14 protein-coding genes are annotated in these 19,143 nt (G+C 53.8%); 7 read left to right on the top strand and 7 right to left on the bottom strand.

Going from position 1 to position 19,143, the window contains the following annotated elements; translation table 11 throughout:
• The first annotated feature begins 760 nt into the window (after positions 1–760).
• Positions 761–1,813, top strand: coding sequence for a hypothetical protein (locus tag IGW04_RS12240; RefSeq protein WP_194713354.1), 1,053 nt, complete (start codon positions 761–763; stop codon positions 1,811–1,813).
• A 738-nt stretch (positions 1,814–2,551) separates the two neighbouring features.
• Here IGW04_RS12240 and IGW04_RS12235 read toward each other — a convergent pair.
• Complete coding sequence (locus tag IGW04_RS12235) at positions 2,552–3,988, bottom strand: IS1182 family transposase (RefSeq protein ID WP_194713353.1); 1,437 nt, start codon at positions 3,986–3,988, stop codon at positions 2,552–2,554.
• Positions 3,989–4,375: 387 nt separating this feature from the next.
• Complete coding sequence (locus tag IGW04_RS12230; protein ID WP_194713352.1) at positions 4,376–5,404, bottom strand: IS110 family RNA-guided transposase; 1,029 nt, start codon at positions 5,402–5,404, stop codon at positions 4,376–4,378.
• A 347-nt stretch (positions 5,405–5,751) separates the two neighbouring features.
• On the opposite strand from IGW04_RS12230, the gene IGW04_RS12225 reads away from it, so the two are divergent.
• The 4 genes from IGW04_RS12225 to IGW04_RS12210 all read left to right on the top strand — a co-directional run bounded on the left by IGW04_RS12225 (position 5,752) and on the right by IGW04_RS12210 (position 9,514).
• Positions 5,752–5,955, top strand: coding sequence for a hypothetical protein (locus IGW04_RS12225; RefSeq protein WP_194713351.1), 204 nt, complete (start codon positions 5,752–5,754; stop codon positions 5,953–5,955).
• 11 nt (positions 5,956–5,966) lie between these two features.
• Complete coding sequence (locus IGW04_RS12220) at positions 5,967–6,161, top strand: hypothetical protein (RefSeq protein ID WP_194713350.1); 195 nt, start codon at positions 5,967–5,969, stop codon at positions 6,159–6,161.
• A gap of 117 nt (positions 6,162–6,278) precedes the next feature.
• Positions 6,279–8,669 carry a hybrid sensor histidine kinase/response regulator gene (locus IGW04_RS12215; protein WP_194713349.1) on the top strand — a complete coding sequence of 797 codons (2,391 nt, stop codon included), beginning with the start codon at positions 6,279–6,281 and terminating at the stop codon, positions 8,667–8,669.
• A gap of 527 nt (positions 8,670–9,196) precedes the next feature.
• A complete protein-coding gene (locus IGW04_RS12210; protein WP_194713348.1) occupies positions 9,197–9,514 on the top strand; it encodes a hypothetical protein in 318 nt (105 codons plus the stop codon).
• A gap of 428 nt (positions 9,515–9,942) precedes the next feature.
• On the opposite strand, the gene IGW04_RS12205 is transcribed toward IGW04_RS12210, so the two are convergent.
• Positions 9,943–10,221 carry a hypothetical protein gene (locus tag IGW04_RS12205; RefSeq protein WP_194713347.1) on the bottom strand — a complete coding sequence of 93 codons (279 nt, stop codon included), beginning with the start codon at positions 10,219–10,221 and terminating at the stop codon, positions 9,943–9,945.
• 686 nt (positions 10,222–10,907) lie between these two features.
• Here IGW04_RS12205 and IGW04_RS12200 point away from each other — a divergent pair.
• Positions 10,908–12,704 (top strand): putative bifunctional diguanylate cyclase/phosphodiesterase, encoded by a 1,797-nt coding sequence (locus tag IGW04_RS12200; RefSeq protein ID WP_194713346.1) that lies wholly within the window; start codon positions 10,908–10,910, stop codon positions 12,702–12,704.
• Between the two features lie 699 nt (positions 12,705–13,403).
• Here the strand turns inward: IGW04_RS12200 and IGW04_RS12195 are convergent.
• From IGW04_RS12195 to IGW04_RS12180, 4 genes are all read right to left on the bottom strand, one after another.
• Entirely contained in the window at positions 13,404–15,617 is a 2,214-nt protein-coding gene (locus tag IGW04_RS12195; protein WP_194713345.1) for a hybrid sensor histidine kinase/response regulator, read from the bottom strand.
• Positions 15,618–15,912: 295 nt separating this feature from the next.
• Positions 15,913–16,191: a hypothetical protein gene (locus tag IGW04_RS12190; RefSeq protein ID WP_194713344.1), complete on the bottom strand. Its 279-nt coding sequence runs from the start codon at positions 16,189–16,191 to the stop codon at positions 15,913–15,915.
• On the bottom strand, positions 16,188–17,381 hold the full coding sequence (locus tag IGW04_RS12185; protein WP_194713343.1) for an IS91 family transposase: 1,194 nt from the start codon (positions 17,379–17,381) through the stop codon (positions 16,188–16,190). Before IGW04_RS12185 ends, IGW04_RS12190 begins: the two co-directional genes overlap by 4 nt.
• 9 nt (positions 17,382–17,390) lie before the next feature.
• Entirely contained in the window at positions 17,391–18,266 is an 876-nt protein-coding gene (locus tag IGW04_RS12180) for a tyrosine-type recombinase/integrase (RefSeq protein WP_194713342.1), read from the bottom strand.
• A 507-nt stretch (positions 18,267–18,773) separates the two neighbouring features.
• Here IGW04_RS12180 and IGW04_RS12175 point away from each other — a divergent pair.
• Positions 18,774–19,127 carry a coiled-coil domain-containing protein gene (locus tag IGW04_RS12175; RefSeq protein ID WP_194713341.1) on the top strand — a complete coding sequence of 118 codons (354 nt, stop codon included), beginning with the start codon at positions 18,774–18,776 and terminating at the stop codon, positions 19,125–19,127.
• The last annotated feature ends 16 nt before the right edge of the window (positions 19,128–19,143 follow it).

Here is a 19,143-nt window from a genome sequence, read left to right as displayed (position 1 = left end):
TTTCTTGGTCAATATGACAAGCTTCTAGTGCCAGTGAGTTGGTAGATCCGTAGATTCCTAGCTGGGTATAACCTTACCTAGCCATACCATGCGGCTCGTAGTGAAAGACGAAGAATAACGGCCCCGGCACGAGCAGGAGGATGCAGATGTGTAAGCAGCACCCTGCCGATCCGTCCCTTCAATGAGGGCTGTTTTTCTGCAGCCTTTCCAGTAATGACCCTAGACAAACTTTTTTTCGAACTCGAGAGCATGCACGTGGCGTATGGCGGCGCGGTTTGCGTCTACTTTGGCGGAGAGGGCTGGGAGCGTACCCTTGCAAGTGCTTTTGTCTAGCACGTGCACTCCCTAGGCGAGAAAGCCAAACCTACGGGAAACCCCCAGTCTAGGACGACCCGCCAAGTAGTCGATAAAGGAAACCATACCGACATAAAAACGTTGTCTCTATCACATCAAATCCGTCTCCGGAAGCGACTGACAAGTTTTCGCAGCGCCCTCCTTTTATTGCTTATGAGAAAGTGCATGCTTTCAGGCTGCCACTAAAAAACGGACTAAGGCACTGATAGGCCGATGCCAGGACAGAAACACGATGATTAATAGCCATCAGGAACGGGGCAAATGAAGATCCGCCCCGCGAGTTGGGATTGCACGGCATGGCACTGCTGCCACGCAGTGCTTGGTTTCGCGCATCCGAGAAACCATCTTGCCGCGCTTTCCATTAACATTCATGTCATGTTTGCCAATCAAGATAGCGGAGACATAGATGAGCCGCCTTGTCGTTGTTGACCCGAATGCCCACCTAAATCTCGTGCCCGATGGCATAGGGCCGGATCTGAGCCATTTCCAGTTCCACTTCCTGGCGCACGGAGATTCGTGGTTCTCCATCGGATCGATCGTCCCGGTTGCCACTACGAACATCCTGGCGGAAATGGATTTCCCGTTTACGGCCTATGCGGTCAACTGTGCAAGGCCGGGCGACACGCTCGCCCACATGGTGGACTGGAGGAAGGATCCGAACTTCAGCACGTTGCTGGCAAGCGTCAAGGCAAGTCCTTGGCACGCCATCCTGATGTCCGCAGGCGGCAATGACGTGGTTGATGCCGCGTCCGTTCCTCCCGTGATGGGCGGGAAGGAAACGCCACGTGACCGACGCCTTTTCCTTCGGCCCGACGAATGGGCTGCCGGGGGTGGAGCATCCCGCTACATCAGCGAGGCAGGATGGCAGCTCTTCGAGGATTACCTGGCGCCGCAGTTCGATGCCCTGATTGCCGCCCGGGATGGGGACGACTCGTCGAGCAAAGGTGTGCCGGTCTTTTTCCATCTGTATGACTTCATCACGCCGCGCCCTTCCCCCTCAGTTGCCGTGCTGTTGTCGACAGGGCCGTGGCTGGCGCCTGCCCTGACTGCTTACGGGATCCCGCCGGAAGACTGGATCGAGACATCCGGGATCCTAATGAACAGGCTGGCGAATATTGTCATTTCCGCCGCAGCCCGTCTGCCAAACGTCCATGTCGTGGACACGCGCGGCTCCCTCATCCCTGCCAGCATCCATGACCCGGGGATGACGCTGCACTGGGCTAACGAGATCCACCCGACAAAGGCAGGCTATACTATCCTAGCCGAGAAATACGCGACGACTGTCTCTGGGGTGCTCCAACCGGAAGCCAACCAAGGCGCGCGTGCCGACCAAGCCGCTAACTCCATGGGGTTTTCTGATGGGCCGTTCCCGCCCCTTTTCATTGAGCCTCCCAAACCTGCCGTGACCGCTGGCAAGCCGGCCACGCCAAAGCAGAGCGGGGCCCAGCCGGCCCCTTGACCGCAGGGGAATTCCCCACCCCAGTGGTCGGAGGGTACGACCGAAAATCCCTTTTCGTGGCCGCCATTCAAGATTCAACAAAAGCACAACGTTGAAGCTTGCTAAGCGGGGGCAGGAAATCTGCTACGGAAAACCCGCCATGGCCACCGTTCGAAAAGGCCGAGGACCTGCCGAATCGGGGCCTTGCTTGAATGTCGGAGACCGGAGCGGAACTGACGTTCGAGTGTGCCCCTGAGAGCAAGGTCGAACGTCTAGAGATGGCTGACCCTCAACTTCAGTTGAACCGGGAATCTGTCTGTTTTTTAGTCTGTGGCAGAGCCATCTACCCTGCCTCTCAATGTGAGCGACTGATAATTAGGGTTATCAGTCGCTCATTTATGGTGTGATGTAGGAGGGCAACACATGTAGAGGTCCGTTTTTATAAAAGCTAGGCAGGTTTTCAAACGGAGTTCAGCGCAGTACTGGCCATCGCACGCGGAAGCCGCCAGAGTTATTGCAACCGCGACAGGATATAAACCAACGGCTTAAGAATCTCGGCTGCAACGCCAAGCCTCTCGTTTAGTAAGGTCAGCTAGCGGGCGGCTACGGGTCATAGCAAGAGCATCTGCGGATGCCGGCTGTCGACCCAGGCCGTGTAAAAACAGAAGGCACAGAGGTAGATGTGTCGGCGGCAAGGCTCAGTCGTAGCCTTCATTGGCTTTGTGGAAATGGAAGCAGCATGTTGATGCAGAGGGCCGATCAGGCCCTGGTTAGTCTCATCATCAACTCTGCTCCCATAATGCTGAGGAGCCGCTTGAAGTTATAGGCAAGTACATGCAGGCTCATTTCCGTGCCGACCCGATCAAGCGTCTTTGTCAGGAAGTGCGTGGCACCCATCCATGCCTTAAGGGTACCGAATGGATGCTCCACCGTTTGCCGTCGCAAGCGCATTTGCTCAGGCGCCTTGCTGAGCCGTTCCTGCATGGCGTCAATGACTGCTTCATGTTCCCAGCGTCTGATGCGGCGCTCCGGGCCGGTCGTACAGTCAGCCTTGAGCAGGCAGCGTCTACACGCCGGTGTCGCATACACATTGATGATCAGACCTTTGTCCACTGTCGCGAAGCGGCGGGTCATTGCATGTCCGGCCGGGCAGCGGTACTCATCCTGGTCCGGCATGTAGACGAAGTCTTGCTTGCCGAACCGGCCGTCCGCCTTGGCGCCTGATGTGAGCGGCTTGGGAACGTAGGTGGCGATGCCAGCCTGGTCGCAAGCGAGGACTTCTTCGCCACTGAAATACCCCCGGTCTGCAACGACAGCCAACTTCTCAATGCCAGTCGCTTCCCGAGCTTGTTCGGACATGTTCGCCAACTGGCTCCTGTCATTGCCGATATTGGTGACTTCATGCGCGACAATGAGGTGATGTGTCGTATCGACTGCAGTCTGCACGTTGTAACCCACCATTCCGGTGCCACGGCCGCTGGTGGCCATAGAGCGGGCATCGGGATCGGTTAGGGATATCTGCCCATCAGGCGCATCCGGAAGGCGCGCCTCAACCTCCTTCAACGCCTGCATCTGTTCTCTGAGGAGGGTGATCTTGTCTTGCAGTCGGACCGTCTTTGCCGGCGCTTCTGCTGGCTCCGTGCGGTCGATGGTGTCCAGCATGCTGAGGTAGCGCTTGATACTTTCTTCGATCTGCTGCAGGCGCGCCTGCACCTTCGCCTTGGTAAAGTTCCGGTCGCGGTTATTGACGGCCTTGAACTTGCTGCCATCAATGGCGATGAGCTGCTGGGTAAACAGGTCGAGATTCCTGCACAGCAGCACGAATTGCCGACAGACGTTGCGTATGCCGACGCCATTGTCCTTACGGAAGTTGGCAATCGTCTTGAAGTCCGGTGTGAGCCGGCCAGTCAGCCACATCAACTTAATGTTGCGCTGGGCCTCGCGTTCCAGGCGGCGGCTAGACTGAATGCGGTTCAGGTAGCCGTAAATGTAGAGCTTCAACAGATCCGCAGGATGGTAGGCAGGACGGCCAGTGTCTGCAGGCGTCACACCGTCAAATCCCAACGTCGCCAAGTCCAGTTCATCGACAAAGACGTCGATCACCCTCACAGGGTTCTCGTCTGTCACATAGTCGTCCAACTGCGCAGGAAGTAAGATGCCTTGTGCCCGATCGCTGCCTTGGATAAAGCGCTTCATTCACCACCTCGACATTGATGTGAGATAGCGGTGTGACAATCCACCGCGCAATTCGTTTACTCAAAGCCCCTCTTTTTACACATAGATGGTCGCCCCTGTTTTGCCAAGCCTTCAATCGGTGATATTGAGCAGGTAAAGATTGCAGCCATAGATCCGGACTTATGATCGAGGCCGTAGCCTCTGTCCCTGATGGAATATGCTGGCAGGTGCCTAATCAGTCTGTCGAGCTTGATGCTCCCTGTGTAAATTAGGTTTGACCTGCCACGGTCTGACCATCTCGCCATCACGTCTTGATTGCCCAGGCAATCGGTGGAGTGCTCCTTCAGAATCGATACTGCTGTCATGCGATGCCGGGGTTGCTCATGATTCGAACGTACGATTGGCGCTTTATTCCTCCAATTGGAAGTTCGCCTGGTAGTCCCGATTGTGTGCCAGAAGCGCCCAGATAATGCGTGCGTTCTTGTTTGCCAACGCGACGGCCGCTACATTTTGATGTCGCCGGCTCATTAAATTAGCCAACCAGCTGCCTGCGTAATTGGCTTTGCGCTCCGCCACTCGCAACACTGCACGGGCCCCGTGAATCAACAGCGTTCGGAGATAGGCGTCTCCTCGCTTACTGATTCCCAAGAGCGTTGGCTTGCCCCCGCTGGAATGCTGCCGTGGCACCAATCCCAGCCAGGCGGCAAGCTGCCGGCCGTTCTTGAAACATCTGGCATCGCCGATGGAAGCTACCATCGCACTTGCTGTGATTGCGCCGATGCCGGGAATCTGTGCCAATTTTTGGCTGGTGGCGCTTTCCCGATGCCAGAGCTGGATCTGCTGTTCCAACTCACCGACCTGGCGATCAAGCTCCTTCAAATGGTCATGCAGGCGCTGGATCAGTTGGCGGAATACAGCTTGTAAATCGTCACTTGCCTTTTCCAGCGCAGCGGACAAGCCTTGGGTAAGGTGAATCATTCCTTGGGGCAGGATGATGCCGTACTCGCCCAGCAGTCCACGAATCTGATTGGCCTGGGCGGTGCGTGCCTTGACGAATCCTTGTCGTGCTCGGTGCACGGACAACACCGCCTGTTGCTCTATATCCTTGACCGGTACGAACCGCATGTTCGGTCTGGCCACCGCTTCGCAGATGGCCTCAGCGTCGGCAGCATCGTTTTTGTTCGTCTTGACGTAAGGCTTCCCGAACTGAGGGGCCATCAGTCGGACTGTATGGCCCATTGCCTGCAATTTCCTCGCCCAGTAATGAGCACTGCTGCACGCCTCCATGCCGATCAGGCACGGCGTTAAATTGGCGAAGAACGGCAATACTTGATCGCGCCTCAATGCCTTCTTAAGGACCGCCTTGCCATGCTGATTGATTGCATGCAACTGGATCACGTTCTTTGCCAGATCAAGCCCGACTGTTGTAATCTGCATTTTGTCGCCCCTCTCGGTTAGTGGATCGTCGCAATTCCACTCTGGCACTTTGATGCCGTTTCGGGAAGGGGCGACCATTCCATTAGTCTGGACCCGAAGCCGTCGGTTCACCGAACTTCCCGAATGGCTGCAGTACAGCGGTAAGCGGTCATCACCAGTGATGGAAGATGTTGAAGCGCTAGAGGTGCCACTATCATTACGACAACGAGCCACGTCCTGTCCTACCGAAGTCTGACAGTCCGCATAATGAGGCCTTTACAATTCTGTTGCTCCTCCCCGTATCCGCGCAAACCATAGATGTCCCACCTGCGTATAATTCCGTCCAGAAATAGATGGAGACATCAGTAATGCTCAACGAAGACGTATCCGGGAACCTTGAAGCCTTAATCGAAGGGCTCAAGCAGATCATTCAAGTTCAGAAAGTTCACATCCGGAACCTGAAACACGAACGCGACTTGCTTGCTGAAGGCTATCGTGCAGCCGTAGAGAAATGCGATCAACTGAAAGGCGGCACAAGTGGTTTGGCGGCGCAGCACCGATTCTTAAAATAAGACAAGAAGCCATGCGCCGCTACATCCTTCTGCAGTACATGCATGGCCAAAAGGCCGACGATCCATTAAGCATGGCGGGCACATTTGACGATCTCCGAAAAGCACAAGCTGCAGCAGGAGAAAGATTGCATGATGTAAACGAGATCATTGACACTAACGACTGGACGGTGGTGTGGCGGTTCCATAAGCATGGTACGCGTCTTTAGTCATTGTGTTTTGCTTTGCAGTGTATCATTCCTGCCAGAAAGCTATAATCCATAAAGCAGATTTTGCAGGCTCGATGTCATACAACCCACTAGCAAGTTTTACGTTAGCCCTTTGGCTTGAAACAGCAACGTACCATTGAAAAACTTGTGAAAAACTGCCACCCGGTTACTATTCTGCTTGTCGACGACGAGCCGGCAAACTTGCTGGTTCTGAAGTCGTTGCTTGCTGACCTTGAGATTACTCTTGTCACGGCTTCTTCGGGCGAAGAAGCACTGAAGCAGGTGCTGCTTACTGACTTCGCTGTCATCCTGCTCGATGTACTGATGCCGACCATGAGTGGTTTTGAGACGGCTCGGATGATTCGTAGCCGCCCTCAGTCAAGCCGAACTCCCATTATTTTCATCACAGCGGCCCCCGACGCGCCCGGCTTCCCCATTGAAGAAGCTTATGCGCTTGGTGCGGTTGATTACCTTTCGAAGCCGGTCAATCCGACTGTGTTACGGGCCAAAGTGGCCGTTTTTATTGATCTTTATCGTAAAACACAGGAACTCGCTAGCATGGAGCGGGAGCGAAATGCAGCAATCCTGAGAGAGAAAAACCGTCGAATCCGATTGATTCTGGAGAATGCCAAAGATTACGCGTTTATCGTAACGGATCCCAACGGGACGATTACGGAATGGGAAGGCGGATCAGATGAACTCACTGGTTGGCCAAGTGAAGAAGCCATCGGTCAGCCTCTTTCTATTATCTTTACGCCGGAAGATCGAAGATCGCAAAAGCCCGAAACAGAACTTGCAATAGCCAGGGAAACTGGCCGTGCTGAAGACAAGCGGTGGCATGTTCGCAAAGATGGCTCACGCTTTTTTGCCGATGGCATGCTTATTCGCTTGGATGACGATGCAGGAGACATCCACGGCTTTACCAAAATCTTTCGTGATACAACTGCGACCCGAAAGGCAGAAGACGCGCTACGAGTCAGCGAGGAACGGGTGCGCCTCGCAACCGATGCTGCCCAACTGGGGATATGGATCTGGGACGCGGAGGCAAACCGAATCATCTGGGAAAATGAACGAATGTACGAAATCTTTGGCCTGCCTGAGGCAGAAGGCTCGTTCAGCGTCGCGCACTTTGTCGACAACATACTTCACCCAGATGACGTGACCATCTATGAGCGTGCCATCGCTAATGCCCGGCAAACAGGCTCCTTTCATTTCGAAGGGCGACTGCGCGCCGCGCAGGGAGAGCCAAGATGGATTGAGGCGACAGGTCGAGTAGAGTTCGCCAAGGATGGCGAGCCCATGCGCGTGATCGGCACCACAGCAGACATTACGCGGCAAAAACATACGGAGGAAGACCTGCGTCGGCTGGCAAGTCGACTATCGGACGCTGATCGGCGTAAGACGGAATTCCTCGCCACACTGGCCCATGAATTGCGCAATCCGCTTGCACCAATACGCACTGGCATTGATCTTCTGCGATTTGGGACAACTGATCCCAATGTTGTATCCCGTGTGCGGGACACCATGGAACGACAGGTGGTTCACCTGGTTCATCTGGTCGATGACTTGCTGGATATCGCTCGCATTACGCAGGGGAAGATAGAACTCAAGAAGGAACTGGTGGAGTTGAAGACGCTCGCCGACACTGCTGTGGAAACGAGTCGCCCTCTGATCGAAGCCGGACATCATGCCTTGTCGGTCGACCTTCCCGATAAGCCCTGCCTCCTTGTAGCGGACCCGACCCGTATTACACAGGTGTTGAGCAACCTTCTGAACAATGCGGCAAAGTACACGCCGCAAGGGGGGCGCATCGCTTTATCAGTGCAGATCGAAGATCAAGAAGCGCTCATCTCGGTCACGGACAACGGCGTGGGAATCGCCGCAGAGTCGCTGCCGTTGTTATTTGAAATATTCACGCAAGTAGGACAAAACATCAGCCGATCCCAAGGTGGACTCGGCATTGGCCTCTCACTGGTACGCTGGCTTGTTGAACTCCATGGCGGATCCGTCACGGCGTCAAGTTTGGGTATTGGCCACGGCAGCCAGTTTCAGGTTCGGTTGCCATTGACTAGCGCTGATATGGTGACCCAAAAAGGCGATGTGCCGAGTACGGACAGTGAACTCAATACCACTATTAAAGTGCTTCGGGTACTCATCGTTGACGACAATATCGACGCAGCGCAGACACTGTCTGCGCTTTTGGAGATCGCCGGGCACAAAACCATGGTGGCCCACGACGGGTATGAAGGTCTTCGAATGACTGAGCAGTTTCACCCGGAGGTCATTTTTCTGGACATTGGCATGCCGGGAATGAATGGCTATGAAGTGGCACGAGTAGTCCGCAAAATGCCTGGCATGGAAGCGGTCACCATTGTTGCATTGACTGGCTGGGGTGCTGAACGAGACCGGGAAATGTCGAAGAAAGCCGGCTTTGATGATCATCTGACCAAACCAGCATCCCGCGCAAGTGTGAATCTTCTTCTTTCAAAGATACATACGCCCCAGTGAAGTTGACGACGCAGGACCATAAGCGTCAATGAATCGAGCTTGGCCACCGGGGAAGACAGCAAGGTGTTGCAGTGATGAAGCGCCGGTCTAGCGTCTTTCAAAGCACTGTCTTCATAGGACGCTGAGGGACATAGGTCTTATAAGGCGCGTTTTAATTTTGCATCTTGGGCTCGCTTGTGCCTCCATCTCATGCCCATAATTGCCTCGGCCGCAATGAGCAGTAGGCAAGCAGGCAAGCAGGCAAGCAGGCAAGCAGGCAAGCAGGCAAGCAGGCAAGCAGGCAAGCAGGCATCATCGCCAGATACGTTGAGGAAAAGCAATCGATATCAGCGTAATAATGATGTAAAGGTAGGGAGAAAGTTCATACCGCCACCTCTCAAGATTCATCTTGGTGCTTCCTGACGATTAATCATGTTGTATTTCCAATAAACAACGTTGAATAAAGGAAAGCAATGTGTGCGACCAAAAGATTGTTTGATTCCGTGACGCAACGCCACTACCAACGATAAATCCTCCTGATATTTCTCTTGAGAATCACAGAGGCCGAATTGCAATCCCCAAAATTTTATCTTTCTCTTCTTGTGCTCGGTGGCATTGCCGTTGCTCATCACACGCCCACATTTGCTGCTGATGTTGATATCAACATCCAGGTTCCTGGGCAATACCTACCAGCACAACCGGTGTACCAACAAGCGCGACCTGTTTATGTCCAGCCGCAACCTGTCTTCGTGCATCCCAAGCCTGTGTACATGCAACGCTTTCAAGAATCCGAAACACATTGCAAAAAGAGCAAGTGCAAATGGAAGAAGGAAAAGAAACACAAACATCATGGCCATCATGACTAAATGGCTGGCTCCAGCATAGACGTGTAAGCGACCGTCAAACTGACAACTTTGGTATCGGCTAGATACTGGCAAAGACATGGTGAGTAGTGCTATCTGACAGAAAACCTTCTCCGGCGTCGGCGTTCGAACTGTTCCGAATATACTTCTGCGTTAGACACGGTGCGTCGATCGGTTCTTGCGAAATATGCTGTAGACCAAGCATTTGCCCATCGATTTGCCCTCATTTTCTCCGCACTTGAGCTAGAGTGCAGGACGCGATCGATTGCGCAGCAGAATCGATAAGCTGCATACGTTGCGCCGCCATGTTTACTACGAGTCTTCATGCCAACCATTATCACCAGCTTGTAACTCCACTGATGGTTGAGTATCTAGGCAGGATCGACGCAATCAACGACTTAGCTTTGAGGCAACATTTTTATTGCATATGTTCAACTATCTGCTAATGGAGTTTTCAGTTCCTGCTCGCGTGTCTTCCCGTTCTTTGGCGAAAAATCAGGTCCAAGGATATACACGCGTCGAACTTTTAGCAGTTGAAGGTTTTCTTTCAGAACAGACAGTTGCTGCACAATTGTTTTACGGTTGATGTTTGCTTCGCCCTGACGAAGTTTATTCAATTCCGTTTGCAGATCATAAATTTGCTTTTCTGTTATTTCAATGTTTGTATTGATACCTTCAATTACCGTTTGTTGATCAAGTCTTTTGATCATTGTGCCTCCGATACTTTGTCTTTATAAATTGGAACGATGCAGGAAACAATAATTCGTGGTTCTTTTTTGCAAACGTGTTTTTCTAAAGAAAATATTAATCTATTGTCCAATCACCAAAACTGTATTGAGTTGTAAATATGGTAACTAATGTAGCTAAATTCTCTTGCGGGGTTACCTTTCAGTTATATTAAAAGCATGGTGCACTAGCTCAGGTGCTATATGAATCGGATCAGATGAACGGACGCCACTGTTCACCGAGTTCAGAGGGCTGTGTTAGCAACGGCCGCCTCCAAGCCCCGGCTCTTCAGCGCTGGGGCTTTTCTCTTTGAGTACATAAACTTCCCTCAAACTGCGCTCCGTTTCTCTGTCATAGAAGAAGGGCTTGGGCGTTCATTCCTACATGTCTGGAGCACTCGACGGCTTCAAAGAACCGTAAACACATCGTTCAGCACCAAAGCAGACACTTGCCAAAAAATCATCGACGTGACTCTGAAGAAGAAAAAAATTAGCAAAATTTTATGCTTTACTGAAATGACCGTGTAACATTCGACGATCAAACTTTGATTACTGCCAAGCGTATCGCCACCATACAACAGACGGTAGTTTCCTATTGGAAAGTGCTATCATGGCCGGCTGTTAGGTGAAGCTTGCCGACGGCAGACTAAACAGTGGTGGTTTTACGAGACATGACAAAATTTAAAGATGCGTCATCATGGGAGAAGCAGCGACTCGCTGCGCTCAAAGCTACAGGTGCCTTGGAATTTTCGGGTGAATCAATCCTAGACACAATCGCTGAAACTGCCGGTTTGGCTTTGAAGGCTCCGATCGCATTAATCGTCTTGATCGATGAACACCAAGCTTGGCTCAAAGCCCATGTAGGCGTCACAGCGACTCACATCGCTCGTGAAGGTGCGATATGTGACTACACGATCCGTGGCTCCGATGTACTCGTGATTGACGATGTCAGCATGGATTCTCGTTTCAAAGACCACCCTATGGCCCTTGGCAAGCCACATATGCGGTTTTACGCAGGAGCACCACTACGTACGAAGGATGGTTTAAATATTGGTACAGTCTGCGTGATTGATACCAAGCCGCGCCATGACTTCACCGAGTCGGATCGTCTACTGCTACACAAATTTGCGGCGTTGGCTATGGCGCGCATTGAAAGTCTACGGTCAATTGGCTTCATTGACCGCGTCACTGGCTTGCTTAATCACCACCGTTTTCTCGAAGATGTGGAAAGTTTGTTGGCAAACCGCACCCCTGATGCTCCGCCCGCGTTTCTTGGGGCTATTGATGTTGTTTCACAAAACCGCTACAACGAGATTGCAAAGGCGGTTGGAGTGCAGCACGCTCAACAACTGGTTCTAAAGGCCAAAGAGCGGCTTCAGGAGATCGACCCTTCCGGCGTCGTTCTTTATCACATCGACCATGCACGTTTTGCTACCATCTGTCCTCGCTTATCGCTGGCCAATAAAGAAAGATTGATCAGACGAATCTTGGAGCTTTTCAGTAATCCCATTGATTGCAATGGCATTCCGATAAACTTAGAACCCAGTATAGGAATTATTGACCTGACGGCAGCTGACAATGCGCCGCAGCTATTTCGTGCGCTAATGGCTACACTCGATCAAGCGCGTGAAAATGGCACGTTATCAGCCGTGTACGACCCCGCAACCGATCAGTCTCAACAAAGGTCCTTCGCGTTGCTGAGTGCGCTTCATACCGCTTTAGAGACTGCAGACCAACTGGATCTGCATTACCAGCCACGAGTAGATACAAAATCAGGCAAAGTATTGAGTGTTGAAGCATTACTCCGTTGGACTCATCCTACGCTTGGTCTAATCTCGCCCACAGAATTCATTTCATTAGCAGAGAAAACTGCGCTAATTGGAAAGATCACTGTGTGGGTGCTTCACAAAGCCTTAAAACAAGTGGTCGAGTGGCGTGCAGCGGGCCATAAATTTAAAGTTGCGATCAATATTTCTGCGCATGATATAGAACGTGGTGGTTTTGTATCTTTTCTCAAAGATCTGTTTGAAACTTACCAAGTGCCACTGGAAAGCGTCGAGCTTGAGTTTACTGAAAATAAATTGATACAAGATGTCGCTACGGTGCGCAGCGAATTATTACGCCTTCGAAAACTCGGATTAGACATTGCCATTGACGATTTCGGCACTGGATATTGCAACAACGCTTACCTCAAATCGATTCCTGCTACAGCGGTAAAGATTGACCAGTCTTTCGTGCGCGAACTCGAAAGCCACAACAAAGACCAAATCATTGTTCGCTCCATGATCGACTTGGCACATAGCCTCGGCCTTACAGTAGTAGCCGAAGGTGTGGAGACCGCAGAGAGCTTCAACCTTCTGAAGAATTGGGGAGTTGATCAGATACAAGGCTACTTCATTGCTCGCCCCATGGACGCCCGTAGGCTTTCAGCATGGCTTGAGCACAATGCGCAGTTAAGTCACAGCTAAGGTGCCGCGCCTGGCGAATAGATAAAGGATTGGCGGTGGCAACAAACCAACATCAAACATTGATTACAATCAATGGCTCAGGTATCCTCGCGCACACATTTTTTCAGATTGATAACATCAACGTCAGTTACTAACCGCAAGTTATTGCCAAATTCGAAATGTACGTTACACAGTGTGCGCATGCTGACTGCAAAAGACACTTTCAGGTCAATGAGTTTAGCGCTCACGAATCCCCTATAAGAGGCATGACAAATATTGTTTGCCCTCACTGTGGAAATAACTACGAGGGGGAAGATGAGTGCGTCTACCTCACTCACCCGTTGTCGCGGGAGGAAGAGAACGGCTTAAATCAGGTCGCTTATTAAACTGTCTTATTGTACTAGCCACTCATCATGCATTTTCATAAGGCTACGTGCATTTATACAAAACTCAACCTGAGAAAGCGCCAATGGCTGCATTTGGAAACTGAGCAGCCTTTCATACTTGGTTCGCCAACGCCCGCTCTTGGCCGGCTGTTGCCGTAGCCGGACCGGAGAAAATCGACGCTTGCAGTCATTCATCTGATTGTGCGAACTGCTGCTATCAAAGCATTAGCAGCCGGATATCCCTGGCTAGCGAATATCTGAATTTGCTAACTCATTCGATAGAATAGGTACTTGTCCGCCAGAATGGACTGTGGGCAACTTGTAGACCGGTTTATCAGTCCGATGGTGTCCTTCGTTGCAGTCCATGCCTACCCACGGCTTGGTCGGCAACCTTGTCGTCAACCAACTCGGATAATAAAGCGATCAACTGCGCCGTATCGATAGGCTTCACAAAATGATGGTCGAATCCTGCAGCATTTGCGACCTCGCGGTCATGTTCCTGCCCATATCCAGTAATGGCTATCAGCAGCGAACCAGCGGTCTCGTGCTGAGCACGCAGGCGTCGTGCCAGTTCATTGCCGTCCATATCCGGCAGGCCAATGTCGAGCAGGCATGCGTCTGGCCTTTCGATGCGCGCACGCTCAAGTGCTCTTTGGGACTCATGCTCGATAGACACCTGATGCCCCACGGCTTGCAGTAGCATGCCTAACATTTGGGCAGCATCCACGTTGTCATCTACGACCATCAAGCGCAGACATGTGTCGGATAACTGGAGCTTGGCGTCGTGTTCGGATACGTAGGATTCCGACGGTCTGCTAACACGAGGCAACATGACGGTAAATTCAGAACCTGTCCCGACTCCCCTACTAACTACAGAGACCTTACCCTGGTGTAGCTCCACCAAGCTTTTCACCAGCGCCAGACCGATTCCCAAACCGCCGGCTGATCTGTCTGGCGTCCGCTCTCCCTGGACGAACAACTCAAATGCCCGCTTGACCAAGTCCGGCTGCATACCAACACCGTTATCAGCGACCATGAATGAAACTTGGCCATCGCATACCTCCATACGCAAAACAATGTGGCCGCCTTCCGGAGTGTACTTTGCCGCGTTATGAAGGAGATTCGTCAGGACTTGTACCAGCCGCTTGTAATCTCCCAGAATATAAGCGGCTTCAGGTGCGGTGTGCACGACAAGCTGATGACGTCGCGCTTCGATCAAAGGACCGACTTGTTCGACCGCATCGGCGATGATGCGCTTCGCATCGACCAACTGCCTGTTTAACTTTACAAGCCCACGCGTTACGCGGGAAACGTCCATAAGGTCATCGACCAAGCTATTCAAATGCGCGACCTGTCTTGTGATGACTCTGCTTGTCTGACTTATCCGTGCTTCATCCAGTTTCGCCACGCGTAACAAATCGGCAGCAGCGCTAATCGGGGCTAATGGATTACGCAGTTCGTGCGCGAGCATTGCAAGAAACTCATTCTTGCGGTGGTCTAGTTGGCGCAATGCCGCTTCGGCACGCTTCGTATTTTCATTTTCCATTCGCAGCGCCGACTCGGCACGGGCACGTTCGATCGCCTCCCACGTGCGCTCTGCTACCATTGTCACGATAGCAATATCTTCGTTGGTCCAGCGTCGCGCCTCGGTATGCGCAAGGTTGAAATTAGCGCGCAGGCAGCCGGACTTGACTAAAGGGACAATAACAATGGACCTTATGGCGAGGGCGGCGTATGCGGGAGCATACATGCTGGTGCGCTCATCAGTTTGTAAATCATAAGCGATGAATGGCAAGCCTTTCCGCAGACTACACAGCAGCGCCGGACTAAAATCCTCGATCCTTCCTGCTTCAGGTAGATCAGGCAAATTTCTGGAAACAGTCCACTTTGCGGGTATGTGGAATGTTCGGGTTGAAGCATCTATTTCAGCGTAATACGCACGGGAAACATTCAAGTGGTTTGCAAGAAGCTCAGTTGCAGCCGCAATCACCTCGTCTGGCTCGCCAAGTTCGCGCGAACGGTCGGCCACCGTCATCTGAAACCTCTGCCGCCGTTCACTGAGCACACGCTCAGTTGTCTCCACCGCTGCAGTGAACATGCCAACAATATTGCCGGAAAGGTCACGGATCGGACTGTATGAAAAGGTAAAGTAACAAAGTTCGGGATAGCCATTGCGCTCTAGGGTAAGCTCCATGTCTTCACCCCTGACCGCTTCCCCTCTGCTCATAACTTGTTCAATCATCGGGCCAATGGTTGTCCAGATTTCAGGCCAAGTCTCACGCGCCGATCTGCCGAAGGCTTGTGGATGCTTCGTCGCACCTAGGATAGGGCGATACCCCTCGTTATAAAACTGGATCAGGTCCGGCCCCCACCAGACGGCAATGGGAAATTGAGAAGAAAAGCAGACATCGAGAATCAAGCGCAAGCTTTCCGGCCAGGATTCTTGCGGCCCAAGCGGTGTAGATGGCCAGTCATGGGAACGAAAACGTTCGGCCATACTGACAGCATCGGCGGAGGAACCGTTGCTACTATGCAATTCTGACGTCATTGGTAAAATCAGGAAAACAGGAGAATAAATTATGCGTGATTACGACTGGGGATGACCGAATGAACTTCGATATAGCTTGTCTCAACCCATACGAGTAACCAGATCGTAGACAGGACAGATATCGCCGCAGCGTCATCTCATCAGTATGAACGTAGAACGGCCGCTCAAAGGCCGATAACGGTCATTCCAGTCTTGTGGTCGAATGCCTTCTATTGTTAAGGGTTGTAGGATGCCTGCCCTCAGGAGAGGACAGGCGAGGTACCAGCAAACGGCGCGGGCAGGCGTCGTACAAGCCTCAAAGGAGGAAACCGCGGAATGGACCGATGCGGTGGGAACAGCAGCGATGGCTATGGGGTTTGTTTGCGTAAAGCAGGGTTGAACGCGGCGAGCTGACAAGCACTTCGTACAGCGATCTCTTGCCGATGCCTGGCGAAGGCGTGGTGGTGCCGGATTCTTGGGGGTCGGCGCAGCAGGAATCGGCCTCATTGCAGCGCAAGGCAAAGCCTTTCGCGATCCGCGATGGCGAACACGGAACCGATGTACCGCTTGGCGTGGAAGCGATGCCTTGGGTCATGCTGGCCCTCGTGATGGCGGTGGCGCGCGGATTGGTTGGCGGCGCAGGAACGTCTCGATGATGTGCATCACTGCACCGCAGCACCGACAAACGAATGGCGGCTGGACCGGTTTGACCGGCGCCGCTGCGTCCTGCGGTGCGCCATCGGCCTCACGCGCTTCACACAGCAGCAACGCACGCGCTCGCGCAAGGTTCCTCCGGCGCCCGGCATTGGCCAGCAACCCATAGTGACGGATGCGGTGAAATCCGCCAGGCAGGACGTGCAGCAGGAACCGGCGCATGAATTCGTGCGCCTCCAGCGTCATGGTCTTGTAGCGCGTCTTCCCCTTGGCCCGGTAATCCTTCCAGCGGAAGGTGATGCCGTGCTCGTCCATGGCCACCAGTCGGGCATTGGAAATCGCGACCCGGTGCGTATAGCGTGACAGATACGCCAGCACCGCCGCCGGCCCGGCGAACGGGCGTTTGGCGTAGACCACCCACTCGCGTTGCCGCAGCGGCGTCAGCCATGCAGCGAAGGCGTTCGCATCGCTCAGGCCGGCGTGTTCACCGAAGAACTGCAACTGGCCGCTGTCATGGGCCCGGGCGAGTTCCTCGAGGAAGCGGCGTCGGAACAGTCGCGAGAGCACGCGCACTGGCAGGAAGAAGCCCGGCTTGCACGCCACCCAGCGCTCGCCGTCGGACGACAGCCCGCCACCGGGGACGATGCCGTGGACATGCGGATGGTGGGTCAGCGCCGAGCCCCAGGTGTGCAAGACCAGGGTCGCACCGATCTGGGCGCCCAGATGCCGGCGATCCGCGGCAATGGTGCGCAGGGTTTCGGCCGCCAGATCGAACAGCAGCCCATAGAGGACGGCCTTGTTGGTATAGGCAATGGCGCTGATCGGGGCCGGCAAGGTGAACACCACGTGGTAATACGGCACTGGCAAGAGATCCGCCTGGCGGTCTTCGAGCCAGCGTTGCGCGGCGCTGGCCTGGCATTTCGGGCAATGCCGGTTGCGGCAAGAGTTGTAGGCGACCTCGACTTGCTCGCAGGCGTCGCAGCGCAGCACATGGCCGCCCAGCGCCGCGGTGCGGCACTGTTCGATGGCCGACATCACCTTTCGCTGGCCCAGGCTCAGGGACGCCGTCTGTCGCCAGGCGGGACCGTGGGTGCGGAAGATGTCGGCGACTTCGAGGGCGGCACGCGCCATGCGCCTGCTCTACGCGGGATGCAAGTGCTCCAGCGGGCTGACCACCTCGCGCAAGAGGTCGGTGGCGACCTGGGCATACAGGGCCGTGGTATCGAGCTTCTTGTGCCCCAGCAGGACCTGGATCACGCGGATATCGACCTTCTGCTCCAGCAGGTGGGTGGCGAAACTGTGGCGCAGGGTATGCATCGAGACGCGCTTGTCGATGCGGGCCGCTTGGGCGGCCGCATGGATGGCCCGATTGAGCTGCCGGGTGCTGAGCGGATCGATCGGATCCAGGCCGGGAAACAGCCAGCCGCCGTCGGGCATCTTGCCCTGTGCGCGGGCGGTGCGCCACCACACGCGCAGGCGCTCGAGCAGCACCGGCGAGAGCATCGCGTACCGGTCCTTGCGGCCCTTGCCCTGTTCGATGCGCAAGGTCATGCGCTGGCTGTCGATATCGGCCACCTTCAGCGCGACCACTTCGCTGGCGCGCAGCCCCGCGCCGTAGGCGACCGAGAGCGCCGTCTGGTGCTTGAGATTCTCGGCGGCGGCGATCAGGCGCGCGACTTCCTCGCGGCTCAATACCACCGGCAGGGTGCGCGGCACCCGCACCGGCTGCATCCTGGCCATCAACTCGGCCTGGTCGGCCGTGATGGCGAAGAAGAACTTCAGTGCTGTGATGGCCGCATTGAGCGAGACAGGCGAGGTGCCACCGTCGACCAGGTGCAATTGATAGCGGCGCAGATCCTCGGCGGTCGCCGTGTCGGGGGAGCGCCCGAGAAAGCCCGCAAACTGCCGCACGGCACGCAGGTAATGATGTTGGGTCTTGGGGGCAAGTTGGCGCATCCGCATGTCGTCGATCATGCGTTGGCGCAATGGACTGATGGGGTGAGTGGGCGCGATCATGGCTGGGCTCCTGTCGGAAAACGAGGCGGATTGCCTCATTCCTCAGGATAGAAAATCGCGCCCTTGTCCTTCTGTGACGAACCACCGGCGCTCAGGCGGAGCCTCCTACCGCGCGAGCGGTTTAGTCCCTTGGCCGATCTGCGGCATAACGAGATCCGATCACTTTGACCGTTTGTGCTGCCAAAGCGGACACCTTCGTCACCACTTCTCCCCGCTCAGAAGAAAGGGCCAACCACATGGTCGGCCCTACATTTCCCGGCATCGCCGAGGCGCCAAGGGCAAATTGCACCAACGCTGATGATTTAATTGCAACTCTGACTCGGAAATTGCAGTAATTGTGACCGCCTCCGGCACGATTACACCGTAGCGACGCCAAGCGCTTATCCTTATGTTGTCGTGTCTTTCATTTTCCTGAACCCGGTCAACGTTCGAGAGTCAGCAGCTCCTTTGCTGACAGATACCTCTTGCTGCACGGATTTTGCGTAATCAACTATTTAGGAATAAGATATGACTATGACAATCCAATTCGATACCTTGCGTTACGTCGAGAAACTGAGGTCCGCAGGCATGCCTGAAGCACATGCCAAGGCGAGTGCTGAGGCTTTATCAACGGTGCTCGAGCAATCGACTTCCACTACCCTTGCTACCAAAGAAGACATTAGTGTTCTTAAAGAAGACCTTGGTAAGGTCAGGACCGAAGTAAGTGCGCTCAGGAACGATTTGGATATTAAGACATCGGAGCTTCGCTCTGAATTTCGATCCGAATTTACTCAAATCCGAGCTGATATGAAATTAATGCACTGGATGCTAGCTACTAGCGTGGTAACTGGCTTATCTCTTTTTGCTAAAAGCTTCTTCTGATCTAAAAATTTCAAAC

Source organism: Noviherbaspirillum soli (assembly GCF_015352955.1).
GTDB lineage: Bacteria > Pseudomonadota > Gammaproteobacteria > Burkholderiales > Burkholderiaceae_D > Noviherbaspirillum_A > Noviherbaspirillum_A soli.
The sequence above is the reverse complement of the archived record's forward strand: the minus strand, read 5'-3'. Positions and strand labels throughout refer to the sequence as shown.

What these genes read in the sequence shown, in the direction of transcription:
- IGW04_RS12240 (WP_194713354.1), top strand. Translation starts at nt 761, where the DNA reads ATGAGCCGCCTTGTCGTTGTTGACCCGAATGCCCACCTAAATCTCGTG.
- IGW04_RS12235 (WP_194713353.1), bottom strand. Translation starts at nt 3,988, where the DNA reads ATGAAGCGCTTTATCCAAGGCAGCGATCGGGCACAAGGCATCTTACTT.
- IGW04_RS12230 (WP_194713352.1), bottom strand. Translation starts at nt 5,404, where the DNA reads ATGCAGATTACAACAGTCGGGCTTGATCTGGCAAAGAACGTGATCCAG.
- IGW04_RS12225 (WP_194713351.1), top strand. Translation starts at nt 5,752, where the DNA reads ATGCTCAACGAAGACGTATCCGGGAACCTTGAAGCCTTAATCGAAGGG.
- IGW04_RS12220 (WP_194713350.1), top strand. Translation starts at nt 5,967, where the DNA reads ATGCGCCGCTACATCCTTCTGCAGTACATGCATGGCCAAAAGGCCGAC.
- IGW04_RS12205 (WP_194713347.1), bottom strand. Translation starts at nt 10,221, where the DNA reads ATGATCAAAAGACTTGATCAACAAACGGTAATTGAAGGTATCAATACA.
- IGW04_RS12200 (WP_194713346.1), top strand. Translation starts at nt 10,908, where the DNA reads ATGACAAAATTTAAAGATGCGTCATCATGGGAGAAGCAGCGACTCGCT.
- IGW04_RS12195 (WP_194713345.1), bottom strand. Translation starts at nt 15,617, where the DNA reads ATGACGTCAGAATTGCATAGTAGCAACGGTTCCTCCGCCGATGCTGTC.
- IGW04_RS12190 (WP_194713344.1), bottom strand. Translation starts at nt 16,191, where the DNA reads ATGACCCAAGGCATCGCTTCCACGCCAAGCGGTACATCGGTTCCGTGT.
- IGW04_RS12185 (WP_194713343.1), bottom strand. Translation starts at nt 17,381, where the DNA reads ATGGCGCGTGCCGCCCTCGAAGTCGCCGACATCTTCCGCACCCACGGT.
- IGW04_RS12180 (WP_194713342.1), bottom strand. Translation starts at nt 18,266, where the DNA reads ATGATCGCGCCCACTCACCCCATCAGTCCATTGCGCCAACGCATGATC.
- IGW04_RS12175 (WP_194713341.1), top strand. Translation starts at nt 18,774, where the DNA reads ATGACTATGACAATCCAATTCGATACCTTGCGTTACGTCGAGAAACTG.